This is a genomic window from Shewanella sp. KJ2020 (assembly GCF_024197625.1).
GTDB lineage: Bacteria > Pseudomonadota > Gammaproteobacteria > Enterobacterales > Shewanellaceae > Shewanella.
In genome coordinates this window covers 1-25,560 of sequence record NZ_JAKUKD010000003.1, presented here as the reverse complement: position 1 = coordinate 25,560, position 25,560 = coordinate 1, and the positions used below count along the sequence as shown (strand labels likewise).

23 protein-coding genes are annotated in these 25,560 nt (G+C 45.6%); 9 read left to right on the top strand and 14 right to left on the bottom strand.

Translation table 11 applies throughout. The features are described from left to right. Positions 1 to 176: 176 nt before the first annotated feature. A complete protein-coding gene (locus MJO46_RS01945; RefSeq protein ID WP_253987875.1) occupies positions 177 to 500 on the bottom strand; it encodes a hypothetical protein in 324 nt (107 codons plus the stop codon). A 271-nt stretch (positions 501 to 771) separates the two neighbouring features. Here MJO46_RS01945 and MJO46_RS01940 point away from each other — a divergent pair, with 271 nt between their 5' ends. After that, positions 772 to 2,829, top strand: a complete 2,058-nt coding sequence (locus MJO46_RS01940; protein ID WP_253987874.1) for a PhoX family phosphatase — start codon at positions 772 to 774, stop codon at positions 2,827 to 2,829. Positions 2,830 to 2,948: 119 nt separating this feature from the next. Here MJO46_RS01940 and MJO46_RS01935 read toward each other — a convergent pair whose 3' ends face one another. Then, a complete protein-coding gene (locus MJO46_RS01935) occupies positions 2,949 to 3,713 on the bottom strand; it encodes a tRNA-uridine aminocarboxypropyltransferase (protein ID WP_253987873.1) in 765 nt (254 codons plus the stop codon). A 284-nt stretch (positions 3,714 to 3,997) separates the two neighbouring features. Here MJO46_RS01935 and ampC point away from each other — a divergent pair, with 284 nt between their 5' ends. Both ampC and emrD read left to right on the top strand, forming a co-directional pair. Then, the gene (gene ampC, locus MJO46_RS01930; protein ID WP_253987872.1) at positions 3,998 to 5,182 is read left to right on the top strand and encodes a class C beta-lactamase; all 1,185 of its coding nucleotides are present in this window, start codon (positions 3,998 to 4,000) and stop codon (positions 5,180 to 5,182) included. 390 nt (positions 5,183 to 5,572) lie between these two features. Then, positions 5,573 to 6,802, top strand: coding sequence for a multidrug efflux MFS transporter EmrD (gene emrD / locus MJO46_RS01925; protein WP_253987871.1), 1,230 nt, complete (start codon positions 5,573 to 5,575; stop codon positions 6,800 to 6,802). Between the two features lie 57 nt (positions 6,803 to 6,859). On the opposite strand, the gene pssA is transcribed toward emrD, so the two are convergent. Then, complete coding sequence (gene pssA, locus MJO46_RS01920; RefSeq protein ID WP_198780025.1) at positions 6,860 to 8,173, bottom strand: CDP-diacylglycerol--serine O-phosphatidyltransferase; 1,314 nt, start codon at positions 8,171 to 8,173, stop codon at positions 6,860 to 6,862. Between the two features lie 12 nt (positions 8,174 to 8,185). Then, positions 8,186 to 8,518, bottom strand: a complete 333-nt coding sequence (locus MJO46_RS01915) for a DUF1904 domain-containing protein (protein WP_253987870.1) — start codon at positions 8,516 to 8,518, stop codon at positions 8,186 to 8,188. 305 nt (positions 8,519 to 8,823) lie between these two features. Between MJO46_RS01915 and MJO46_RS01910 the strand changes: the two genes are divergently transcribed. The 3 genes from MJO46_RS01910 (at position 8,824) to MJO46_RS01900 (ending at position 11,860) form a co-directional block, all read left to right on the top strand. Continuing rightward, a complete protein-coding gene (locus MJO46_RS01910) occupies positions 8,824 to 9,003 on the top strand; it encodes a hypothetical protein (protein ID WP_253987869.1) in 180 nt (59 codons plus the stop codon). A 26-nt stretch (positions 9,004 to 9,029) separates the two neighbouring features. Next, positions 9,030 to 10,523: a D-alanyl-D-alanine carboxypeptidase/D-alanyl-D-alanine-endopeptidase gene (dacB, locus tag MJO46_RS01905; protein WP_253987868.1), complete on the top strand. Its 1,494-nt coding sequence runs from the start codon at positions 9,030 to 9,032 to the stop codon at positions 10,521 to 10,523. 108 nt (positions 10,524 to 10,631) lie between these two features. After that, positions 10,632 to 11,860 (top strand): IS3 family transposase gene (locus MJO46_RS01900; RefSeq protein WP_253987867.1). Its coding sequence is split into 2 segments (ribosomal slippage): positions 10,632 to 10,974 and positions 10,974 to 11,860, totalling 1,230 coding nucleotides; the frame shifts between segments, so codons are not numbered across the junction. Between the two features lie 39 nt (positions 11,861 to 11,899). Here the strand turns inward: MJO46_RS01900 and MJO46_RS01895 are convergent. The 10 genes from MJO46_RS01895 to aroA all read right to left on the bottom strand — a co-directional run bounded on the left by MJO46_RS01895 (position 11,900) and on the right by aroA (position 21,953). Then, the gene (locus MJO46_RS01895) at positions 11,900 to 13,657 is read right to left on the bottom strand and encodes an acyl-CoA dehydrogenase C-terminal domain-containing protein (protein WP_253987866.1); all 1,758 of its coding nucleotides are present in this window, start codon (positions 13,655 to 13,657) and stop codon (positions 11,900 to 11,902) included. 220 nt (positions 13,658 to 13,877) lie between these two features. After that, complete coding sequence (locus MJO46_RS01890) at positions 13,878 to 14,420, bottom strand: DUF2058 domain-containing protein (RefSeq protein ID WP_107947622.1); 543 nt, start codon at positions 14,418 to 14,420, stop codon at positions 13,878 to 13,880. 71 nt (positions 14,421 to 14,491) lie between these two features. After that, positions 14,492 to 15,313 carry an SDR family oxidoreductase gene (locus MJO46_RS01885; protein WP_253987865.1) on the bottom strand — a complete coding sequence of 274 codons (822 nt, stop codon included), beginning with the start codon at positions 15,311 to 15,313 and terminating at the stop codon, positions 14,492 to 14,494. 51 nt (positions 15,314 to 15,364) lie between these two features. After that, positions 15,365 to 16,060: an orotidine-5'-phosphate decarboxylase gene (pyrF, locus tag MJO46_RS01880; RefSeq protein ID WP_253987864.1), complete on the bottom strand. Its 696-nt coding sequence runs from the start codon at positions 16,058 to 16,060 to the stop codon at positions 15,365 to 15,367. A gap of 42 nt (positions 16,061 to 16,102) precedes the next feature. Continuing rightward, positions 16,103 to 17,263, bottom strand: coding sequence for a lipopolysaccharide assembly protein LapB (gene lapB / locus MJO46_RS01875; protein WP_253987863.1), 1,161 nt, complete (start codon positions 17,261 to 17,263; stop codon positions 16,103 to 16,105). Position 17,264: 1 nt separating this feature from the next. Next, the gene (locus MJO46_RS01870) at positions 17,265 to 17,540 is read right to left on the bottom strand and encodes a LapA family protein (RefSeq protein ID WP_198780033.1); all 276 of its coding nucleotides are present in this window, start codon (positions 17,538 to 17,540) and stop codon (positions 17,265 to 17,267) included. 122 nt (positions 17,541 to 17,662) lie between these two features. Then, positions 17,663 to 17,950 (bottom strand): integration host factor subunit beta, encoded by a 288-nt coding sequence (gene ihfB / locus MJO46_RS01865; RefSeq protein ID WP_007647758.1) that lies wholly within the window; start codon positions 17,948 to 17,950, stop codon positions 17,663 to 17,665. 75 nt (positions 17,951 to 18,025) lie between these two features. Beyond that, a complete protein-coding gene (gene rpsA / locus MJO46_RS01860; protein WP_007647759.1) occupies positions 18,026 to 19,693 on the bottom strand; it encodes a 30S ribosomal protein S1 in 1,668 nt (555 codons plus the stop codon). 102 nt (positions 19,694 to 19,795) lie between these two features. Then, positions 19,796 to 20,488, bottom strand: a complete 693-nt coding sequence (gene cmk, locus MJO46_RS01855; protein ID WP_253987862.1) for a (d)CMP kinase — start codon at positions 20,486 to 20,488, stop codon at positions 19,796 to 19,798. Between the two features lie 184 nt (positions 20,489 to 20,672). After that, positions 20,673 to 21,953, bottom strand: coding sequence for a 3-phosphoshikimate 1-carboxyvinyltransferase (aroA, locus tag MJO46_RS01850; protein ID WP_253987861.1), 1,281 nt, complete (start codon positions 21,951 to 21,953; stop codon positions 20,673 to 20,675). A 435-nt stretch (positions 21,954 to 22,388) separates the two neighbouring features. Here aroA and MJO46_RS01845 point away from each other — a divergent pair, with 435 nt between their 5' ends. The 3 genes from MJO46_RS01845 to MJO46_RS01835 all read left to right on the top strand — a co-directional run bounded on the left by MJO46_RS01845 (position 22,389) and on the right by MJO46_RS01835 (position 25,379). Next, a complete protein-coding gene (locus tag MJO46_RS01845; RefSeq protein ID WP_253987860.1) occupies positions 22,389 to 23,579 on the top strand; it encodes an amino acid aminotransferase in 1,191 nt (396 codons plus the stop codon). A 355-nt stretch (positions 23,580 to 23,934) separates the two neighbouring features. Then, positions 23,935 to 24,294: a tyrosine-type recombinase/integrase gene (locus MJO46_RS01840; RefSeq protein WP_253987859.1), complete on the top strand. Its 360-nt coding sequence runs from the start codon at positions 23,935 to 23,937 to the stop codon at positions 24,292 to 24,294. A gap of 629 nt (positions 24,295 to 24,923) precedes the next feature. Further along, positions 24,924 to 25,379: a hypothetical protein gene (locus MJO46_RS01835; protein WP_253987858.1), complete on the top strand. Its 456-nt coding sequence runs from the start codon at positions 24,924 to 24,926 to the stop codon at positions 25,377 to 25,379. Positions 25,380 to 25,560 lie beyond the last annotated feature (181 nt).

Below are 25,560 nucleotides of genomic sequence, written 5' to 3'. Positions count from 1 at the left end.
CTTTACGGGCTTAATTGCCCCTATGACTGCTGGCGAATCCCTAAACCGCTGATATTGATCCTGTTTCAGTCGATACTCAGACCATGGACCTCTTGCCAAGAGTTAAGCATAATTCAATAAAATCAATCTATTGAGTTTATAATAAGGCAACTCACGGCTCACCTAAGATAAATGTTCTACTTTCTTGCAAGGTACAGATTAATGAGCGAGGTTAACTTATCTTGAAAACGCTCTTCAAATGCGTCTATATCCCGGCCGATTAAGGCAAAATACTGGGTCGCCTGTGCGTGTGAGAGTAATTTATTTGCCACGCTGTACTGCATTTCCTCTAAGGTTTTATCGTACCTTGGCGTTAGGATCCAAGTGCCCACATCCACATCAAAATGCTGCATTGCTCTTTGCGCCAAGGCACAAAAAGCCTCTATATGGTCACGGCCGTCAGGTCCAAGACAACCGGGTTCCACTCGGCATAATACGGCAATTTTCCTCTCAACCGACATGATCTCTCCCTAAAATAATGGCATTGCAAATGGCACAGCAAGCCGCCTATTAAGCGGCATGCTAAAGAGTTTACGTGACCAAGAAAATAAGTCACGTTGAACCTTAATCTTAGTGAAATTTAAGATTATTTTTCGCCGTTTGCATCGTTAACATAAAAGAAATGTAGCCCACTTTTGTCGTTTTATTGTCATGTAAATTCACCTTTACTGTCATATTCCTATGACAGGCTATGGCTCGATATTTAATTCTATCCTTCAACTGGAGTGCAATATGAGCAAGGCCACCTTTGATCCTACACTTTATAATAAAAGCAATAATGAACCCTTTAACCAAGTGTTGGATAAACATTTATCCCGTCGTAACTTTGTAAAAGGCGGACTCGGTATTAGCGCCATGACCGCCTTTGCAGGTATAGGTTTAGTGGGCTGTGGTTCTGATAATTCTTCGACTTCCAAACCTGTCGATCCTGTTGTGCCAGTCCCACCCACTAAAAGCAGTGCAAAACTGAATTTCACTTCAGTTGCAGGCTCTCGCTTAGATGCAGTGGTTGTGCCTGAAGGCTATACAGCACAGGTTCTTGCCCCTTGGGGAACGCCCTTAAATTCAAAAGCTGCCCCTTGGAAAAGTGATGGCACTAATACCGCCGATGACCAAGCAAACTCTGTTGGTATGCACCACGATGGCATGCATTTCTTCCCCCTAGATGACGCAGGCAATGACGGCTTATTGTGCATTAACCATGAATATATCGATGAAATTGCCCTGCATCCTATGGGTCAAACATTTGATCCAACTTCTGGTCTACGCACTATTGTCGATGAAGTGCGAAAAGAAATTAATGCCCACGGCGTGACTGTGGTACGCATCAAACTGGTTAATTCTCAGTGGGAAGTGGTTGCAAATGATGCCCATAACCGCCGCTTTACCGGTGCGACTGTGATGGATATGGCTGGCCCGCTGGCTTATTCTCCGCTACTTGAAACCCGCTATTCACCCGATGGCAGTCAAGCCCGTGGCACACTCAATAACTGTGGCAATGGCTACACCCCTTGGGGCACTTATCTCACCTGCGAAGAAAACTGGCCGGGTTACTTTGCTAATCGTGGCACCTTAACTGCCGAACAAGAACGCATCGGGATCAGCAAAACCAGCACACGTTATGGCTGGGACGATCTTGCTGGCCACGATGAAGAGCGTCTCGATGAGTTTGCCCGTTTTGATGTGACACCAAAGGGCGCCAGTGCCCAAGACGATTACCGCAACGAAGCCAATGGTCACGGCTATATCGTTGAAATCGATCCCTATAACCCAAGCTCGCGTGCTATCAAACGTACCGCACTCGGTCGCTTCCGCCACGAAGGTTGTACCTTTGGTAAATTGGTCGAAGGTAAACCCGTAGTGTTTTACTCTGGCCATGATTCTCAGTTCGAATACTTATATAAATTTGTTTCAAATGCGGTTTGGGATGCAAAAGATGCCACCAGCAGCAACCGTTTACAAATGGGTGATAAGTACATGAATGAAGGGACACTATACGTCGCTAAATTCAATGAAAATGGCGGCGGTGTCTGGTTACCTTTAACCTTAGATAGCCAAACCACAGACGGCAAAACCTTAAGCAATAGCTTCGCAACCTTAGCCGACATTATTCTAAACACTGCGGGTGCTGCGGATTTAGTGGGTGCGACACCTATGGATCGCCCTGAGTGGTGTGCGGTTGATCCTTTCACTGGCTCTGTCTACTTGACGTTGACCAACAACTCAAAACGTAGTGAAGCAAATCCTGCAAACCCAAGACTTAAAAATTACTTTGGCCATATTATTCGTTGGGATGAAGGCGATAAAGACACTGAATTTACATGGGATATTTTTGTCTTTGGTTCACCCAGCGATGGCAATGCCGAGACTAACCTATCGGGCTTAACCGATCTTAATCAATTTGCCAGTCCAGATGGTTTAGCCTTCGATAAGCGCGGTATTTTATGGGTTCAAACCGATAACGGTGCCAAGGAAGTCGCAGAAGAGACCAACGATCAAATGCTAGCGATTGTCCCTTCGACACTGGTGGATGGCCAAGAAAAACAGCTAGGCGTCACGGCCGAAAACCAAATGGAATTAAAGCGTTTCTTCGTCGGCCCTAATGACTGTGAAGTGACAGGTTTTGCCATTAGCCCAGATTACACTTCTGTGTTTGCTAACATTCAGCATCCAGGTAACTGGCCTTATTCGTCCAATGCGGCGCAAGTAACACCAGCGGGCACAAGCTTACGCCCCCGCGCTGCAACCGTCGTGATTCGTAAATTAGATGGCAAAGAAGTCGCCGTATAAGCAAAATGTTTGTGCATGGGGTCCTCTTAATCTAGAGTCCCCATAAGCTAATTGCTACACGTAACAAATCCCCTCTCAGTAGGGGATTTTTATTTGACTGAATTGATTATCAAAAAAGATTAACTTGTACGGCCACTCGCCTGTTCAAAGGCAAGCTCGAAGGCATCGGTAAACTCGGTGATCGGCAGAAGATCTTCCCGGCAACGACGATTACGCCCCAGTAAAGATGATTCGACAAACAAATCAAACCATGCACTTAACGCTTTGCCATTAGCCGCCTCGCCTATCGCCCCTAAGGCCAAGGAGGCGACCTCGGCGGTGCCAAGTTGAAAATCATGGCTGCCCTTACGCAGTGCATAGGTCGCCAGCGTATCGGGATCGAAGGAAAGCATAGGCAATGAATGTAAATAAGGGCTCTTACGGAACATCTTAATCGCCTCACGCCAACTGCCATCGAGCATAATTAATAGCGGCCGTTTACCTTCGGCTAACGTCGACATCGGCACTTGGTTCAGTACGGTTTGCCCCTGCTCCGCATATTGAGCCGGAAACACTAAATAGGGTTGATATTGCGGCGAATCGAGCAAGGCAAGTAATGCCGCGTCGGGTTCCGTGCGCGACCAAATATAGGCGTGCGTATCAGGGATAAGATCCGCAATCAATCGGCCGCTGTTAGTTGGTTTTAGCACTTCATCGTTATACATGATCAGCAGAAAACTGGCTTGAGTCTGTAACTGACGGCGCAGCGCACAGGTACAAAACTGCTCACCCAAAAGGCATAGTGGACAACGGATCAATTTTTTGCCACGGGCACCAAAGGGCTTAGTCGAAATAGACTTACGGTACTGATATAAATGGTGCACTGCATGTGGGGCTAAAGCCATAAAACCAATTCTCTTGCAAACTTATTAGGGGGCGGTAGGTTATTCGGCACTTTCCTCTCGCGGCGGCGCAGTTTATCCCTTGGCCGTAAAGGGCGCAACAGCTGTAATGCCAAACTCAATGTCACCACATCGCTTTTAACACAGGGTTAGCGAAGTTAACGCTTTAGTTACCTTCAGAGGGAAAATAATGCTAAATATCAGTAAGGGCTTAACTTAATGGGGAATTGCCGTAATATCGAGTTCAATCTCGACTCTATAAATGCAATTTCGATGAAAGGTCAATTATGCAACGACACCCCCTACTCGCTTCCATGCCGTTATTAAGCGGCGTACTGCTCAGTGCAACGCTATTTTCTAATATCGCTGTAGCCCAAACGATTAATACCAAAGACATCCAGTCAATTGTAGATTCCGCAGTCAACCCCCTGATGGCCGAGTACGGTATTCCCGGCGCTGTGATTGGTATTACCCTTGATGGTACACAGTATTTTTATCAATATGGCGTCAGTTCTAAAACCACAGGGCAAGGTGTGACTGAGCATACCCTATTCGAGATTGGCTCTATCAGCAAAACCTTTACTGCAACACTGGCAAACTACGCACAGCTTAAAGGCAAGTTAATCCTCACGGATATGACCAGCGATTATGTTCCAGCATTAAAAGGCAGTCATTTTGATGGGATTAGTCTTATCAATTTAGCAACCCACACCGCGGGAGATCTGCCGATGCAAGTGCCCGATAAGGTCACGAATAACGCAGAGTTAATGGATTATCTTAAGCATTGGCAGCCGTCATTTGCCCCTGGGACCCACAGGAATTACGCCAATCCAAGCATTGGTCTACTAGGGATGATTGCCGCGCAGAGTTTAGAGCAAACATTTCAGCAAGCGCTTGAGCAAACGCTATTTCCACAATTAGGTATGACCAGCAGCTATCTCAAGGTTCCAAGCAGTAAAATGACCGATTATGCCCAAGGCTACAATAAGCAAGATATACCCGTGCGGGTCAATCCCGGTGTATTGGCCGATGAAGCCTATGGTGTGAAAACCACAGCCACGGATCTGCTGCAATTTGTGGAAGCCAATATGCAAATGCACCCGCTGGCTAAGCCACTGCAAATGGCAATCGATGGGACCCACACAGGATACTTTGATGTCGGCATGATGACCCAGGATATGATTTGGGAACATTATCCGTATCCTATTGATCTTGAAAAGATGCTTGCGGGCCACACTCAACAAGTGGTGTTTGGCAGCACGCCCGTAAAACCCATAGTGCCGCCCCTTGGGCCGCAGCAAAATGTGTGGATCAATAAAACTGGCTCAACCGGTGGTTTTGCCGCCTATGTCGCCTTTATCCCAGCGCAAAAGCTTGGGTTAGTCTTACTAAGCAATAAAAATTATCCCGTTCCACCACGGGTGACTGTGGGTTATCAAATTTTAACTGGCATAGAAAAATTGCAAAAGTAGCATCCGTTTAGCATTAAAGGAGATCGGTCTATTTACGATCTCCTATTTTATTTGTAGCTTACCCCTATTTTTAGCATTACTTCCTTGTATCAAATATGTTATCCACTGGTTTGTCATTAGCGTTTTGATACCAAATGTTTTAAACAAATCCCCTTGTAAGGAAATAGGTTCATCAAAGTTGAGCCAAACATTAATACATTTGCAATTACCCCACACAATTAACAAGCAAATAACTCGACGTAAGTTTAACTTTACAATCCAAAATGAAGAGAAAAACTTATGCATAACATAAAATATTATTGTGCTAAATCAGCATGATTCATACTTGAAGTTCCTCTTTTAGCGCGTAAGATGCGCGCCATTAACTTATGTTCTTTTTATGGCGATTTCATGTCTGGCAAAGCTCAACACTCTTTCGTGTCAAACTCAGTACCTTCTTCTGTAAGCTTAATATTTATGCTGGTATTTATGGTGGCTTGTGGCCAAATGGCACAAACCATTTTTGTGCCCGCATTGCCGCAAATTGCCCTCAGCTTAAATGTAGATGCCAGTCAATTACAGGCTGTGATGGCCTGTTACCTTATTGCATATGGATTATTCCAATTTGTGTATGGACCTTTGTCTGACCGTATTGGGCGTAAAACACCTTTACTCATCGGTATCGGTATTTTTATCTTAGGGGCATTTTTGGCCGCACAGGCTCAACATTTTAATCAACTTATCTTTGCAAGCTTGATCCAAGGTTTAGGAACCGCAAGTGCAGGCGCCTTATGTCGTAGTATTCCTCGGGATCACTATTTTGGTGACAACTTAGTAAAATTTAATAGTTATGTCTCTATGGCCGTGGTTTTTCTCCCACTCATTGCCCCCTTTTTGGGTAGCATAATGGCCGCTTATTTTGGATGGCAAGCTGTCTATTGGGTACTCGCAGGATTTGGCGTATTTGTGTGGTTACTATTATTAGTCGGATTTAAAGAGTCCCTCCCTTCGGGTAAACGTGAGCATAACCCCATCATCGAGTCCTATCGACATGTACTACGGCATAGAGGATTTAGAGCCTATCTGTCTTCGTTAATAGCCACATTCGCAGGTATTGCTGCTTTTGAAGCGATTGCAGGTGTACTCTACGGTCAATATTTAGGGCTTCCGCCTTTTATGGTGAGTTGTTACTTTGTGGCCCCTATTCCTGGCTATTTGTTAGGAGCCTTGATTGCTGGTAAGCAAACTAAAACACAACGTACTGTTTATCAAGGTGTTGCACTATTAGGGACTGGGGCTTTATTTATGCTTATCCCTGGGATATTCCTGCTCGTCAGCACATGGAGTTTACTTGTAGGTTCTATATTATTTTTTAGTGGTGCAGGTATGCTGTTTCCTACCCTCACCTCTGCGGCACTGGAACCGTTTCCGCGTCAAGCGGGTATTGCGGGGGCATTACTGGGTGGGTTACAGAATTTTGGCGCAGGTCTTGCCGCGCTTAGCATGTCAGTCATGCCCATGGGAGGACAATTAAGTATTGGATTACTAAGTACTATGATGGTTATTCTCGTGATAGCATCACTTCATTACGCTAAAGACCAAAATGATACCCATCAAAATCTAATGCCTCAAAATCAGTAAGTTAAAAACTAAAAAGCCCACTATACTATGTGGGCTTTTTTCTTTAATCGTCTAAGGCTACAGAATACGTCTTAACAGAAAGTCGGCTTTTAATCGTCGAATACGAGTCATGATTTTTTTCACTGGCGCAGGATAGCTTTGCAGCGTATCCACTTGGCTGTAGTGATATAACCGCTGTGTGTGTTCAAGAATATGTGCCTGCTCGGCTTCAAATTGCGCTTTCCAGCAAGCAGTTTCATCGTGGATCAACAGGCCATTTTCCAGATCCAGCGCCCACGCCCTAGGATTAAGATTGGAACCTGTGATCAAATGCTTTTTACCGTCTGCACTGATCCCTTTAAGGTGATAACTGTTGATGCCGTGCTTCCACAAATGGATATTCAACTGGCCATTATCAATTGCCCACTGCTGACGTTTGGCAAACTTACGCAAAGATTGCTCATACATATAGGGCAGCGCCCCAATGGTCGAGAAGTCCTGCTCTGGCGGAATATAAAAATCGTTCGCCGTCTTATCGCCGACAACGATATCGATACGTTTGCCATTACGTAGATGCTTAGCTAAGGCACGCACTAAAATGTAAGGGGGGTTAAAGTAAGGAGTGCAGATAAATAGCGAGTCTTTAGACTCCTCGACTAAAGCAACTACCACTTTATTCAATAGGTTTTTCTTGCGGCCTAACCCCAGCAAAGGCGTGATCCGATTGCCTCTACGGGTAGATGCAAATTCGTATTCCGCTTCCGATAAACGCAATTTAAAGCTACGCACATCGTTTTTGGGCGGTAGCACTTCCTGCTGCGCATCCTGGGTGAGTGACGTCACTGCGGGATCGGCGATAATATAGCGCTGGATCATCGCCCGCATACTACGGGCCAATTCGGCCGATTCAATCACATGGTAGCGGTCGAAACGATATTTCTCATTCTGTTGTAAGTAAATATTGTTAAGACTAGCGCCGCTGTAAATCACCGCATCATCGATAATAAAGCCCTTAAGGTGCAGTACGCCCATAAATTCACGGGATTTAACTGGCACTCCCATAATATCGATAGGATACTCAGCCTCGGCCATCACGCGGCGATACATAAGATAATTACCGCTGTCGCCTTTATGGCCAATTAGGCCACGTCTTGCCCGGTGAAAATCGACGAGGATCTTGACATCTAATGCGGGATTTTGCGCTTTGGCAGCCATCAAGGCCTGTAAAATCTCACGGCCCGCTTCGTCATCTTCTAAATAGAGTGCAGCAATATAAATACTGTTTTTAGCACTCTCGATGCGAGCGAGTAACTCTGCCTTAAATCGGCATGGCGTAAGCAACCACGTTAAAGCCTCGGGTTGAACGGCTATTCCACCAAGCTTATCTAGCAAGGCAATCCTCCTTTATACATGCTGACCACCCCGATAGGAAGCACTTGGGGTCAGTGACAAAAACATCACAGCAATATGAGTTAATTCTGGATAGGCCTCTGTCACTGCCAGCCTGATCGTTTGTTCTACTTTGAGATGGATATCTGGGTCAACCGGAAACCAGAGTAACTCGACTTGGACGAAGCGTTGATCAATTTTCCCATTACGGTAACTGATACTCGGGATCCAATCTAATGTGAAACTCTCAGCATTACCTTTGCATATCGCCGCCAAAGACTGCAGTAATGCTTGGCTAAACTCTGCAACGACTGCCTGTGGTAAGCCGCGCATACTAATATGAGGCATGGTTTAGTGGTTACCTGAGATCCTAAAATCGTAAGGGGTAGAAATTACCGACTTCACTGCGTCTCGGCAAGACTTTTCGCGAAAAGCCCACTGAAACGCACCTGTTTTGCTGGTAATTTGACCTGAAACGATTTAATGCCGAAGCTAACGGGCAAAAGTGACGCATTTATGGCTAAAAGAACCGTAAATGACACATGAATCACAAAATCTAGCTTCTTGGGTTTTGCCCCATCCCCTGTCGACTGTTTTAGCGTAAACTAAAACACCTATGGTTACTCAGACAGTTACTATGAATGATAGAGACTATGAAGAATAAAAAAATTCTGCTTACACTCGCACTGACGCTTATCTTGGCTTGGGGGATTTTCCATTTCAAAACCCAACTCGGGTTATTGATCCTGCCACTGTTTATTGGTTTAGTGTTATTTGTCACCCTAAGGTTGTATCGTCTTATGGAGAAAGATGACGGAAATAATGAACATTAACTTTGATACTCAGGCTAAACCCTCACATGGATAGCTTAAAAACGACGCTTTACGTTAGCTTGCTACTGGCAACCCTAGGCTTGCAAGCCGAGACTCTGCCCCCTGAAAACTCGACCCTCTTTGCTAAACAAATGGCAGACATCAGTCCGCGCCATTCGCAAACCGCAATAATGGCCATTGATTTAGCCAACAATCAACTCATTTACAGCCATCAGCCAGATACCTTATTGATCCCCGCCAGCACACAGAAAGTACTGACGGCCGTCACGGCTATGGCGGCACTTGGCCCAGAGTTCCGTTATGTCACCGAACTGTGGAGCGATGCCCCCATTCGCCATGGCCATATCGCGGGCAGTGTTTATTTACGTTTTAATGGCGATCCCACATTAACGCAGGCAGATCTTAAGGGGATTTTTGCGAGTTTAGCCAAACAGGGGATCACTCGTATCGAGGGTCATTTATATTTGATTGGCGATAAACAGGAACAACTTCAAGCACCTGGCTGGGTATGGGACGATTTGGGCATTTGTTTTGCCGCCCCCGTCTCTAGCTATATTATCAACCAAAATTGCGTTTACGGTCAGTTCATCCCAAGCAGTGCAACACAAACTGCTATGGTCAAACTCCGTGCTGCAAGTTATGGGGTCAAAGTGAGCAGCGATGCCGTATTCGATCAACAGGCCAATCGCGATTTTTGTCAGCTCGATCTCGTGCGCCTAGGACAGAACCAGTATCATTTGCGTGGCTGCTATCCTGGCAGTGAGGCCATTCCCCTCGCTATCGCCGTGAGCGATCCTGAGAAATTTGCCAAGGATACGCTCAGCGCCATGCTTAAGGGCGAAGTAACGGTTGCTGGCAAAGTCCAAGTCGGGGAGCATATTCCACCAAAAGCAAAACTGATTGCCAGCCATAGCTCAGCTCCCTTACCTGAATTGCTAACAACTATGCTGCTTAAATCGGATAATTTGATCGCCGATAGTCTTTTTAAGCAAGTGGGCAAAACCTATTATCGCACCCAAGGCAGTTTTACCCATGGCGCCGCGGCGATGAAGCACATTCTAACCGATTTAGGTGTGGATTTATCGAGTGCCAATATTGTCGATGGTTCTGGTCTATCACGGTATAACCTATTGAATGCTAGGCAACTCGCCGATGTACTGAGTCTAATACACAGGGATGCACGTTTCAGTGGGCTCATTGCGAGTCTGCCCCAGGCGGGTGTGAGTGGTACTCTTAAATATCGCCAAGGCTATACCAAGCCGCCCCTGAAAAACCTTATCTTCGCCAAAACAGGGTCAATGCAGGGGGTGGCAAATTTAGCGGGGTTTATTCGCTTACCTCAGCAGCAGGACATTTTATTTGTGGTGCTCGAAAATGGCATAGCTCCGGAGTCTAACAAATCAAATAAGCCCGCCTTTAGCGCCAGTTTTCTCACCACACTGTTAAGAGAAATCCCCCCAGCGGCGCAGGTAAACACCGCAAGCCAAACCGATGCTAATACCATGAAGCTGAGCCATTAACGACCGCGACTATCGCCAATAACGCAATAAAAAAGCACTGATTACTCAGTGCTTTTTTATGAATAAATGTCCCGTCCTGAAATACGTTGACATAAAGAGGACTTCTTTATGACAACATCAATTAACTCAAGCCGTAAGCGCACACAACGAGATTACACCTTAGCCTTTAAATTAGGCGTTGTAGAGCGTGTTGAAAAAGGCGAAATGACGTACAAACAAGCCCAAGGCCGTTTTGGTATTCAAGGCCGTTCAACCGTACTCGTTTGGCTTCGAAAACATGGTAGACTCGATTGGTCGAAACCTTTTCAGCATCCCCTTATGCCTAAGTCAAAAGAAACCCCTGCCGAAACGATCAAGCGCCTTGAACGTGAGTTAGCAGAAGAGAAACTGCGCAACCAAATCCTCAATGGCATGGTTGATATCATGGACAATGAATATGGAGCTGGCCTCAAAAAAAAGTACTTATCCGGTACGTCTGGCAAGCAAAAGGCAACGGAGAAATAAACCTCGCAGCCGCATGTCGTGCTGCGGGTATGTCGAGGCAAGGTATTTATCAGGCAGTTGCTCGAATGGAACGTCGTAGAGCTGAGCTATCGGTCATCAAAGACTGGGTCCAGTACTGGCGTAAATATATGCCAAGGTTAGGGGCCCGTAAGCTCTACTCGTTGATAAAATCCAAGCTGGTTGAACACGATATTAAACTCGGGCGAGATGGGTTCTTTACCTATTTGAGAAGTGAAGGTTTGCTGGTTAAACCGAAGAAAAGCTACACAAAAACCACGTTCAGCAAACACTGGATGAAGAAGCATTCTAATCTGCTGAAAGAGGAAGGACTACATGATGCAGGGCATGTACTGGTCAGCGATATCACCTATCTTGAGTCAGACCAAGGTGTGCACTACCTGTCACTGGTCACCGATGCGAGTTCTCGTAAGATAGTCGGTCATCACGTGAGTAAAGACATGAAAGCCGAGAGTGTGGTGAAAGCGTTAAAAATGGCCATAAAAGATAAACGCTATATTGGCAACGCGGTGCATCACTCAGACAGAGGCTTACAATACTGCTCAGCAGTTTATCAGAATGCGCTTCAGGCGAGCCAAATCCAGCCGTCAATGACGGATGGTTATGATTGCTACCAAAATGCATTAGCAGAAAGAGTGAATGGCATACTGAAGCAGGAGTTTTTACTGCACCGATGTAGGACATTTGCGGAGCTGAAGATACTTGTTAGAGAATCGATAGCAATATACAACGATATGAGACCGCATCTGAGTTTGAATATGGCAACCCCTAATCAGGTGCACAATAGAAAAGGCCAGCTACTGGAGCTGGCCTAAAAACTGTCAACCTATCTTAGGACGGGACAAAATGAAAAATTAGAACAAGACCGCAGGCATCGCCATAGTGCTTGTATCCCCAGCCCGCACTTGAGCTAAGTGATAATCCGCTTTAGGCAATAACTTATCAAAATAGAACTTAGCCAAATAGGTTTTCTGCTCGGCGAAGGTTTTATCCTCATGGGCAGCGGCTTTATCAACCATAGCCAACCAATAGAAACCATAGAGGGTATAACCAAAGGCATCTAAAAAGTCGACCGCGCAGGCATTGATCAGCGCAGGCTGAGCCACTTTGTGCTCATTGACTGACTCGGCGACGATCACTAATGCATCTAAACGCGCACATACTGCCGCCACTTTCACCGCATCAACTTGGGTGAATGAGCGCATTTGTGACTTCAAGTCCGCCACAAATTCCTTCAAGGCGGCAAGATTATCACCCGTAACTTTACGGCCGAGGAAATCGATGGCTTGAATACCATTGGTGCCTTCATAAATCTGTGCAATACGGGTATCACGGACTAATTGCTCAATGCCCGTTTCACGGATATAACCATGTCCACCAAAGACTTGCTGTGCCATGATCGTCGCATCTAGACCACGGTCGGTTAAAAATGCCTTTGCTACTGGCGTTAATAGGCCCACATAGCGCGCCGCTTTGGCCTTCACTTCATCTTGGGCATATTTAGCTAGATCCAACTGTTGTCCAGTAAACACAGACAAAGCACGACCTGCCTCTGTCATCGCGCGAATGGTCAACAACATGCGGCGTACATCACCGTGAACGATAATAGGATCAGAATCGCTGCCCGTCGGCGAACCGCCAGCGGCAACACCTTGATTTCGCTCTTTCGCGTAATCGGCTGCCATCTGATATGCCGCCTGCGCACTGCCTAACCCTTGAATACCAATCGCTAAACGCTCGTAGTTCATCATAGTAAACATACATACTAGGCCGCGATTGGGCTCGCCAATCAAGAAACCTTGGGCATTATCAAAGTTCATCACGCAAGTTGCTGAACCTTTAAGGCCCATCTTGTGCTCGATAGACCCCACTGATACTCCATTGGCATTGGCTAAGCTGCCATCGGCATTCACCGATATTTTAGGCACAAGGAAGAGTGAAATCCCTTTGCTATCCGGTAACTTGGCAAGCACTAAGTGGATGACGTTTTCAGTTAAATCATGATCGCCACCCGTAATAAAAATCTTGCTGCCCGTGATGGAATAACTGCCATCATCCTGCGGTAAAGCACGGGTGCGAATATTACGTAGATCAGAACCCGCTTGCGGCTCTGTCATATCCATAGCGCCCGCCCATTCGCCGGAATATAACTTAGGCAAATAAGCTTGTTTTAATGCTTCACTGCCGTGGGCATTGATACATAACGCCGCACCTGCAGTTAAGGAGCCATACAGCGTAAACGCATTACAGGCACTGTAGGCCATTTCATCGACTAAGATCCCCAGCATCTTCGGCATCCCCATGCCGCCAAATTCAGGATCGCCACATAAACCAACCCAACCGCCCTGGGAATACTGCTCATAAACGGCTTTGTAGCCATCAGGGGTAATCACTTGATTATCTTGATGCAACACGCCCTGCTCATCGCCCGTCCGGTTCAGCGGATGGATCAACTCACTGCTGATCTTGGCGGCTTCTTCAAGAATGGCATTAGCCGTGTCAATATCGACCATTTCAGCAATTTCAGGCAATTGTGCCCAAGTGTTAGGGGCATCAAATACCTGTTCCAGTAGGAAACGCATATCCGTTAACGGGGCTTGATAAGGGTTCATTGGTAGACTCTTAAACGTAGGATTAAAACAGTTGTTTTAATTTATACCAGTTCACTGTAGAACACAATCTCATTACAAATACAGCCGCGAATAATATGAAGGTACGTGAACAAAGTACAAATTCAACCCATAAAAAACCCTTAAGCTTGAACTTAAGGGTCTCTATTTTATAAGCTTTACCACAAGATTGTCGCGGCGGTAGCTCACAGGCTTGGAGCAATTACCACATTAAATCGTCGGGGATCGCATAATCCGCATAGGGGTCATCTTCAACCACTACAGCTTTAGATTCATCCTGTTGCCACAGATAACCACACCACTGTGGCACCAGCAGTTTGACCCGTTCGGCTAACTTATGGGGCACTAAGTAACTCTTATCTTCGTAACGCACTATACCTAACTGCCCTTTGAGCAATTCAGCCTGTAGTTTTTCATCTATGTACAAAGAATAGATTTTATTATCAAGGGTATAGTTAAACTTCACTTCGGCATAAGTTGGGATCTTAATCGCAGACTTAGTGAACTCAGTGATTAAACCGCGCACCTGTCCACGCTCGGATGCCTCTGCAAAACGTTGCTCGTTTAGCGCTTTATCTTTTTCCGCCTGAAGCCGTTTTTGCTCGGCCACTTCTTGCTTAAAAGCACTTGAGCCATCGTCTATTCGGGATTTTTTGTCACGGCGTTTTTGGGTCTTAACGTCGCGAACCTTTTGTTTACTGGCAAGCCCAGCTTTAAGTAGCTGCTCTTGTAATGCGTTAGCCATGGATCATTACCTACTTAATCTATCTATAAAATCAAAGTGTTAAATTTTAATATCAAATATCTAAAACCAAACTACATTTTTGCGGCCAATTCGCTAAGCTCTGTCATCGCGATACTGGCACCGCCAAGTGACCAACCGCCATCAACTGGCAGCACAACACCCGTAATATAGGATGCTAATTCAGAGCCTAAGAATAACGCGGCATTGGCAATATCCTGACCTGCACCATTGCGTTTTAATGGAACGGATTGGGCAACCTTTTGCTGTAATGCGGCGCTGGGTGCAAGGCGATTAAAGCCTTCAGTGTTCGCGATGGGGCCAGGCATAATCGAATTAATCCTTAGCCCCTCACAGCCCCACTCTAAGGCTAAGGTTCGCGTCAGCATATCCACACCCGCTTTTGCTGCACATACATGTACTTGCATTGGCATAGCAATCGAAGCCTGCGGCGCCGAAATCTGGATAATATTGCCATTGGGGCGACGCAGCAAAGGGTACGCCTGCTTTAGCACTTGAAAACTGCCAAGCAAATCAATGTCCATCACCGACTTAAATCCATTGGCCGAAAGCTTAGCCGCGCTGGCGGGGAAATTACCCGCCGCGCCGCTGACCAACACATCGATAAAACCAAACTCAGCAGCAATTTTATCAAAACCGATTTCAAGGGCGCTAAGATCGCGCACATCAAAACTCACCCCTAAATGAATACCGTCAGGATTAGCCTGTTGCAACTGCAATACCGCGGCATCAATTTTATCTTGGCTGCGACTCGCGACTGCGACATTGGCGCCAGCCTGTGCGAACGCAATGGCAATCGCCAGATTTATCCCACTGGTACCACCGACAACGACAACATTCTTACCCTGATAGTTAAACATCGTAGCATTAAACATGGGCGTTCTCCGTGAACAGTGAGATAAGCACTCTAGGAGTGATTTATTATTCTATGCCAATGATTGATAAATCGCTTGCAATGCTGCTAATGGATCGGCGGCTTTGGTGATGGGGCGGCCGATGACTAGGTAATCAGAACCGGCAGCCAGCGCCTCTGGTGGTGTCATCACTCGGTGTTGATCGCCAGCATCACTGCCCACTGGGCGAATACCTGGGGTGATAAGTTTAAAATCTTGACCTAATAATGACTTAAGTACACTCGCCTCTTGAGCCGAACAAACCACACCATCAAGGCCTGCTTGTTTGGTCAGCTTAGCTAAACGCTGAACATGCTCAAAGGCAGGCACATCGATGCCTATCAATTTAAGATCCTCATCGCTCATAGAGGTCAATACCGTCACGGCGATCAGCATTGGTGCATCTTTACCGTAGGGAACTAAAGCCTTTTTTGCCGCTTCCATCATGGCTAAACCACCGCTAGCATGCACGTTTGTCATCCAAACGCCAAGCTCAGCGGCAGCCGCTACGGCTTTAGCGACAGTATTGGGAATATCGTGAAACTTCAAATCGAGGAACAAATCAAAACCGCGATCATGGATATCTTTCACCAGTTGCGGGCCAAACAGAGTAAACATTTCTTTGCCGACTTTAAGGCGGCACATGTTGGGATCGAGTTTGTCTATCAGTTGTAAAGCGTGGTTTTTATTATCGTAATCAAGCGCTACGAGGATAGGTTTAGTCGTCATCATCTCTCCAACGGGGTTACACTAACTAGGTATTTCAAAAGGTTATTCGCCGTCTAAACCTCTGATCCGTTTAATACTGCCCCAGTTTTTACAGGAAGGACAATGCCAGTAAAGCGCATGGGAAGGAAAACCACACTCCTTACAACGGTAGCTTGGACGGAATTTAATTTGTTGCTCAACCAGCTGCTCTAGCATAGTTAAACTTTGCTTAGCCTGCCCTTCTTCGGCCTGACGCAAATGCATCTGCATCAGATGCTGAAAGCCTTTCATCGTCGGATGACGATACAGCGCATCGAGGACCATGTTTTCGGCAGCTTTTAGCTCATCAAGGCTTATCATATGTTGGGCTAGCGCCACCACCACAGATGCGCCAGCGCCTTCAGCCATGGCGCCCGCCAGTAATTCCTGATAGCCCTCTTTATCTTGGGTATCGCGGTACACTTGTTTCGCCGTCGGCAGGGCATCGGCAAAGAGTTCAATATCCGCTTTTTTAAGTGCCGCTAGCATGGCTTTGCACTGTGGATAATCTTGAATATCGAGGAATTTTTTGGCGAGTGTGAGTAAGGCCCGGCCACACTTAGGATCTTGTTTAAGTGCTTGCTGTAGCAGTTTAATCTTCTCTACATCATCATTGGCTTCATCGGCGAGCTGGCAATAAAAGTGGGCTATGATGGGCTTTAACGTTTGCTGGCGTTTGCGGCTTAAGCGCTTAGTGATATCGATAGCCTTTTGCCATTCCTTAATCACTTGATAGATAGCGATTAGCTGGGTTTCAGACTCTTCACTGTGATCGTCTTGGCTAACCAAGTTGATAAAAATTTCTTCCGCCCTGTCGTAAAATCCCGCCGCCAAATAATCTTTGCCCAATTCCATCATGGCAATATCGCGCTGCTCATTGGTGAGCGTTGGCCTAGCGATCAGGTTTTGGTGGATACGGATGGAGCGGTCGACTTCGCCGCGTTTACGAAAAAGTGAGCCTAAGGACAGATGAGTGTCGATAGTTTCATCGTCAACATCGAGCATGCTGATAAATAAATCAACCGCTTTGTCTGACTCGTTAGACAACAGGAAATTAAGGCCAGTGAAATAATCACGGCTTAGTTGCTTACGCTGATTAGTTTGATTTTGCCTTATGCTCCGCCGCCCCATATACCAACCGTAACCGGCAGCAATCGGAAGCAGCAGAAAGAGGATCTCAAGCATATTAGGCGTCTACGTCCTGGGGCATTTTAGCAAGTTGCACATTTAACTTCTTTTGGGTTGCTGCTAAAGTCAGTTTCAGTCTCACAATATAATAGCAAGCAAATAACCAACTCAGCATAAAGCCAGCAAAGAAAACAATCGCTAATACTACGGGTAGACGATATTCACCTTGGGCCACAAAATAGCTGATCGTCACCATTTGCTCATTACGTGCACCAAAGATTAATGCCAGAATAAATAACAGTGCCACAAGGACAGTCACCACAAAAGATTTCACGCTGCACTCCCTAAACGCGTTTCAATTTTCTGATTATCCAAGAAATTCACTGGGCTGACCAGCTTTGCCTTGCAATAGATATAAAAAAGCCCCCTAACGGAGGCTTTTCACTATGCGGTCAATCACACATTAACGGCGTCAACGCGCTCGCGCAGTTCTTTGCCTGGCTTAAAGTGCGGGACGTATTTGCCTTCCAATTCGACAGATGAACCTGTCTTTGGATTGCGGCCAGTACGCGGCGCACGATAATGAAGCGAGAAACTACCAAAGCCACGGATCTCAATACGGTCACCGCTTTCTAATGTTGTTGCCATTTGCTCCAACATCTCTTTGATTGCACTTTCAACTTCCTTCGCCGACAGCTGCGACTGCCTGGTGGCGAGTTTTTCGATCAGTTCGGATTTTGTCATCCTAGCTATCCCCTATTATCAAGCCAAACACAGTCACCTATAAAGGGTGGCGAACCACCCTCTAACAACAGGCGATTATTTGCGAGCTGCTTTAAACGCTTCAGCCATTGCATTACTAATAACAGCGTCTTCTTGTTTATTCAAGGTCGCCATTACTTCTTTTTCTTCAGCTTCGTCTTTCGCTTTGATTGACAGGCTGATAGAACGGTTCTTACGGTCAACACCCATGAACTTAGCTTCGATAGCGTCACCTACATTGTAAACAGTAGATGCATCTTCGATGCGCTCACGGCTGATGTCAGCTACACGGATGTAACCTTCAACAGTGTCAGCCAGTTCCACAGTCACACCTTTAGCATCAACAGCAGAAACAGTACCGTTTACGATAGTACCTTTCTTCTTGTCAGCTAAATAAGCGTTGAATGGATCATCTTCAGTTTGCTTAACACCTAAGCTGATGCGCTCACGCTCTGGGTCTACAGACAGAACCACTGCGTGGATTTCATCGCCTTTCTTGTATTCAGAAACTGCGTCTTCGCCAGTACCGTTCCAAGAAATGTCAGACAGGTGAACTAAACCATCGATACCGCCGTCAAGACCGATAAAGATACCGAAGTCAGTGATTGACTTGATCTTACCAGAAACCTTGTCGCCTTTGTTGTAACGAGTTGCGAAGTCATCCCATGGGTTGGTCTTACATTGCTTCAGACCTAGAGAAATACGACGACGCTCTTCATCGATGTCCAGAACCAGAACTTCAACTTCGTCACCTAAGTTAACCACTTTAGATGGGTGAATGTTCTTGTTAGTCCAATCCATTTCAGAAACGTGAACCAGACCTTCAACGCCTTCTTCGATTTCAACGAAACAACCGTAGTCAGTCAGGTTAGTTACGCGACCAGTTAACTTAGTGTTTTCTGGGTAGCGCTTGCTGATTTCTAACCATGGATCTTCGCCAAGTTGTTTCAGACCTAAAGACACACGAGTACGCTCACGGTCATACTTCAGCACTTTAACGTTGATTTCGTCGCCAACATTGACGATTTCAGATGGGTGTTTAACACGTTTCCACGCCATATCAGTGATATGTAGCAGACCGTCAACACCACCTAAATCTACGAATGCACCGTAGTCAGTCAGGTTCTTAACGATACCTTTAACTGCTTGACCTTCTTGCAGGTTTTCTAACAGTGCATCACGCTCAGCGCTGCTTTCTGATTCGATAACTGCACGACGAGAAACAACAACGTTGTTACGCTTCTGGTCAAGTTTGATAACTTTGAATTCTAATTCTTTGTACTCTAAGTGAGCGGTGTCGCGAACTGGGCGCACGTCAACTAGAGAACCTGGTAAGAAGGCACGGATACCGTTTAATTCAACAGTGAAACCGCCTTTCACTTTACCATTGATGATACCGATTACAGTTTCAGCATCTTCGTAAGCTTTTTCCAGAACGATCCAAGCTTCATGACGTTTCGCTTTTTCGCGAGACAGTTGAGTCTCACCGAAGCCGTCTTCAACAGAGTCAAGAGCTACGTCAACTTCATCACCAACGGCGATTTCTAAAACGCCTTGAGCGTTTTTGAATTGTTCAGCTGGGATTGGGCTTTCAGACTTCAGACCTGCGTCAACCAGTACCATACCGTTTTCGATGGCAACAACAGTACCACGAACGATAGAACCTGGACGGAATTCCAGAGTTTGAAGGGATTGTTCAAATAGATCAGCAAAAGATTCAGTCATGTTTAGGTTACTTTCTTTAATAAACCACAGCCCGTCCTGGACGTGGAGTCAGTCTAATTATCCGTATCGTCCATAATACGAATACCTACCCAGAGAATAACCTTAGTTAGCACTGGATAACTTTTGGTTGATGTGATTGAGCGCGAGCTCAAGCACTTCGTTGATGCCTTTTCCGCTAGTATCGATAACGAGCGCATCCTCGGCGGGGACTAAAGGAGCCACCGGACGATTCATATCACGTTCATCACGTTCGATAATTTCACTTAAAAGGCGCTCGATATTAACATCGAAGCCCTTGTCCTGCAACTGATTATAGCGTCTTTGAGCCCGCTCCTCTGCCGATGCAGTTAAATATAATTTTGCCGGTGCGGTAGGGAAAACCACAGTCCCCATATCGCGGCCATCGGCAATTAATCCCGGTGCCGTTCTAAAGGCACGTTGACGGCGTAATAATGCTTCCCTGACCCGTGGGTATGCTGCGACTATAGAGGCAGCATTAGAGCACTCTTGGGTGCGAATCGCACTCGTGACATCTTCACCTTCCAATATCACTTGAACTGGATCTTTCTCATTGCCCGTTAAAAATTTCACATCAAGATGTGCCGCGAGCAGTGTGACGGATTCTTCATTTTCCAATTCAACATTGTGATGAATTGCGGCAAGCGCAAGAACTCGGTAAATAGCGCCACTATCAAGCAGTTGCCAACCTAAATGCTGTGCCAATAATTGGCTTATTGTTCCTTTACCAGCACCGCTTGGGCCGTCGATTGTGACTACAGGAGCCCGTTCAGACATACATTCCTCCGCAAAAAATAATCATCATCCGTGAGTTCATCAAATGAGCCCCGAAAATGAGCGCGCCGCATTGTACAACAAAAGATAAACAAAATCCGTGGATTTTTTATGAAGATTAGAAGCCGCACGAATACGGCTTCATCTTCGAAGGGAGACAAATTTGGTTTTAGTCAGACTGGGCAAGTTAGGATTGAAGGCTTGCAAATTGCACAAAATAATCCGGAAAGGTCTTAGATGTGCAACCAGGATCATTGATAGTAATACCGCAATCGGCAAATGCGAGCATAGAAAAACACATGGCCATACGGTGATCGTTATAGGTATCAATTTCAGCCGTATGTATGACGGCAGGTGGCGTAATTTTGATGTAATCGTTACCCTCTTCTACCTCAGCGCCCACTTTTCGCAGCTCCGTTGCCATCGCCGCTAACCGGTCTGTCTCTTTAATGCGCCAATTGTAAATATTGCGAATAACCGTCGTGCCTTTGGCAAATAACGCGGCCGTTGCAATGGTCATGGCCGCATCGGGAATGTGGTTCATGTCTAAATCGACTGCCGTTAATGGCGAGCCTCGGGCGATAATATAGTCATCGCCCCACTCAATATCGGCGCCCATTTTCTCCAGCACATCGGCAAATTTCACATCGCCCTGAATACTCAAACGGCCAACACCAGTGACTTTGACCTCGCCGCCCTTAATCGCCCCTGCGGCGAGGAAATAGGATGCCGATGACGCATCACCTTCTACCAGTACTTTACCCGGTGATATATAACGCTGACCTGCAATAATCTCAAATCGGGCATAATCATGGTTGATAACTGTTACGCCGAACTGCGCCATCAAGGCGATGGTGATATCGATATAAGGCTTAGAGACTAACTCGCCTTTGACATGGATATTCACGCTGCCCTTGGCAAGCGGCGCCACCATCAATAAGGCCGTTAAAAACTGACTTGATAAATCCCCTGCTATTTCAACATCACCGCCATTAAGGCCTGTGGCATTAATGGTCAGTGGTGGAAAACCGTCATTTTTAAGATACACAACATTAGCACCGAGTTGCCTTAAGGCATCGACTAAGTCGCCAATCGGGCGCTCTTCCATACGCGGTTCGCCCGTGAGGGTAAATTCACCTTGGCCTAAGGTTAAAGCAGCGCACAAGGGGCGCATTGCCGTACCCGCATTACCTAAAAATAATTCCTGTGCAGATGCCGCAGAAATAGCACCGCCTAACCCCTCTAACTCACACACAGTGTTATTGGCAGATAAACGAAAGTTCACCCCTAACTGTTTGAGGGAGGCCAACATATGGCGAATATCATCTGAGTCGAGCAAATTGGTGAGTGTGGTCGTGCCTTGGGCTAAGGTCGCCAATAAAAGGGCACGATTGGAAATACTTTTTGAGCCGGGAATGTTGATTTCACCGCGGACTTGCACAACAGGTTCAAGACGTAATTGCTTCATGAATAAATCTTCTTTCTCAATGAGGGCGTCATCATCACGATCACGCAGACTGAATAGGCAAAATGGCAACTTCACGCTACGGCGCGTCAAGTTAAAATTACAAATAAAAGGAGATTGGGGCCCTGTTGGTGCTTCGTTGTTATAAAATTACCGATTGTCGCTAAGGATTCAACCGTTTTTTCGATAAAAATGCCTTTTGGGTGGCTTTATTTACTTAAGTCAGTGCCAAAATAACAAAAATGCAAAATTTAAGCGGTTAATTTATGATTTAATCGCACTTTTGGCAGGCTTTTTTGCCAAGCTCACTGGCGTTTAATCACAGTTTTCACTTTAAAAGCGTTACCTTTCCACGCTATTCTAGGCCTCAAACGATAAATAATGCAGATCTGAACCGAAAATCACGATTGCTATACAACCAGAAAGGTAGATGGAGCTATGTTTAATAAACTTACCGCAATGCCTGCAGATCCTATCCTTGGCTTGCTGACTCAGTACCGCGAAGACACTCATCCACAAAAAGTGGATTTAGGTGTAGGGGTTTATAAAGATCCCGCTGGCCATACTCCCATCCTTAACTGCGTCAAAAAAGCCGAAAAATTCCGTCTCGATACCGAAACCACCAAAGTGTATATCGGCCCAACGGGTTCACCACAATTCAACACCTTAATGACTGAATTAGCCTTTGGTGCTGGCCACAGCGCCATTATCGCTAATCGTATCCGCACAGTTTCTACCCCAGGTGGTACAGGCGCTTTGCGTGTCGCGGGTGACTTTATCAAACGCTGTAACCCGAATGCGGTGTTATGGGTGAGCGACCCAACGTGGGCAAATCACACAGGATTATTCGAAGCGGCGGGGATTACCGTTAAAACCTATCCTTATTATGATTACGATAGCAAATCATTGAAATTTGATGAGATGCTCGCTGCATTATCGCAAGTGAGTCCTGATGATGTGGTATTATTCCACGCCTGTTGCCATAACCCCAGCGGAATGGATTTCACCACAGAGCAATGGGATAAAGTGGTTGCCCTGACCAAAGATCAAGGTTTTACCCCACTGATTGATATGGCCTACCAAGGCTTTGGTGATGGCGTAGATATCGATGCCTATGGCGTACGCCAAATGGCGGCAGCGGTCGACAATATGATCCTCTGCAGCTCATGCTCGAAAAACTTCGGTTTGTACCGTGAGCGTATTGGTTCTTGCTCTGTGATTGCTAAAGATGCCAATACCGCCAATATCGCGCAATCGGTACTGCTTTATGTGGTTCGTTGCCTCTACTCTATGCCACCTGCCCACGGAGCCGCCATTGTTGAGACGATTTTAGGATCAAAAGAATTAACCCAAGAATGGCTTGATGAATTAAAAGTCATGCGCGATCGTATCAATGGTAACCGTTCCATTTTAGTGGATAAACTCAAAGCCAATGGCGTGGACCGGGACTTTAGCTTTATCGCCCGCCAAAAAGGCATGTTCTCCTTCCTCGGGGTGAATCCAGAGCAAGTGGCGCGCCTGCAAAAAGAATTCAGCATCTATATGGTAGGCTCAAGCCGCATCAGCATCGCCGGGATCAGTGAAGACAATGTTGACTATTTAGCCCAATCAATCGCTAAAGTACTTTAAGTCTTGTCAAAAAATAGACTGACTTTATCGGTGTAGCCCAATATTTATTGGGGCTACACCGATAGATCCCATAGCAGAATATCACCTACTCTCCCAATCAAAATTCGAGCGATTATTTTATAAATCGCTTTCTCATACATACGAACTAAAAACCGAAGAATACCTTTACTTTAATTCCATACAAGCTTTGGATTTTTATTATTAAATTATTAAGTCACTCTGTTATTTGAAGAGTAAAAATCTGCTGATTTTGCTGTAAAAAAGGGATTGATGGGACGGAGAACTAAGGAACATGAACGTACCAGAGTCATCGTACTTTTGGGTCCTATAAAAGCGCCAAATAAAATATTCAATCATGTTTGGCTCAGCTGAGCAGGGCGTGAAGCAACGGGACAATATCACCAGCAGGCAAGAAAGCATCCGTTTGGTTTTCCTGAACGGTAAAAGTAATGAACCGTGGTATGACAATTCCGTGCGCCGCTGGTTTACCAGCATACTTAAGCACGCCAAGTTGCGACACCGTGGGCCCAATCAAAACCGCCACACTTTCGCTAGTCAGTTACTTTCAAACTACGTTCCACTTGAATGGGTAGCGCGCCAACTTGGTCATAGTGATGCCACCATGATCAAGAAGCATTACGGCAAATGGATCCCCAAAGACTCGCAACGCATGGCAAGTCGTATATCTGAAATGATGGGCTTTATGCGGACATAAGCGGACTAAAAAACGCTGAAATGGTCCCCAATTGGTCCCAAAACAACAAAGGGAACCAGTAAGATACTGATTCCCTTTGCTTTAATTTGGCGGTGAGAGAGGGAGTCCACTTCACAACTTAATCTATTGATAATAAAATATAAATATAAAGTTTAAAATTTTAGCATTACAATTGGCATTACCTTAAGCATTACTTTATTCCATCATCATAATCCGTATGGAGAACAATAAGATACGCCTCCAAGCGGGTTCCTAATCAAAGAACAGGATTGATTTATTAACTCTTTGTATTTAAAACTAATTATCATTAGTTGAATTTTCCGTTAATTCAACAAAATTTTTCAAGTTTGGACATTAATTGTAACTTTATCTCCGTTCTAATAAAGATAAATGGCATAAGAAATGACCTAAATTTGAAAAGATGTTTGCAAAATTAATCCGCAACATTGATTCTGATAGCAAAGGAATAAAACAACAGACTAATCACCGTGACCCAGCAATTGAAAAGTGAGATATCACTTCAAACGCTAAATGAAAAACTTGATGAATACTGTAGCCATTACTATCGATTTAGAGATTTATTTCACTGTGGCGAAACCTGGCACAAGGCCAAATGCGATAACCTGCCCATGCAAACACAAAGCTGGGAAGCCTACCAAAAACTCGCGCAAGATATACTCGACCCCATTACCGACCACTTTGGCCCAGTACAACTCACGTTTGGATTTTGTGGGCAACAACTTAGAAGTTTAATCCGCAAAAATGCTTCCCCAAGAATCGCCCCAGCGTTAGATCAACATGCTGCCTATGAGCTCAATTCCAAGGGCAAGCCTATCTGCCCTCGCCTCGGTGCTGCAATGGATTTACGGATAAACAACACCTCATCGCAAGCAGTCGCTATTTGGGTCGCGAGCCATTTGCCCTTTGATCGACTTTATTATTATGGCGATGACAAACCCATCCACATTAGTATTGGCCCAGAAAACAGCTCGCAAATTGTTTGGTTAAATATGATTAATAACAGACTTATACCTAAAAAGCTCACCCTAGAAGCACTAATAACACTCCCCCAAAAAATGAGGTAAAAATGATAACAGCAACCGCATTTTTACAGGATGTCGAAGCCTTATCTGTGGGCAATATCTAGCGTCAATTATCTTGGCCGGTTTTCCGACAATTATCTTGGCCGGTTGATACCGAATTTTAATCGCCCTTACTCAGGGCCGTTTTACGACGATAACTTTCACCTTCGCAGTGAATAATCGT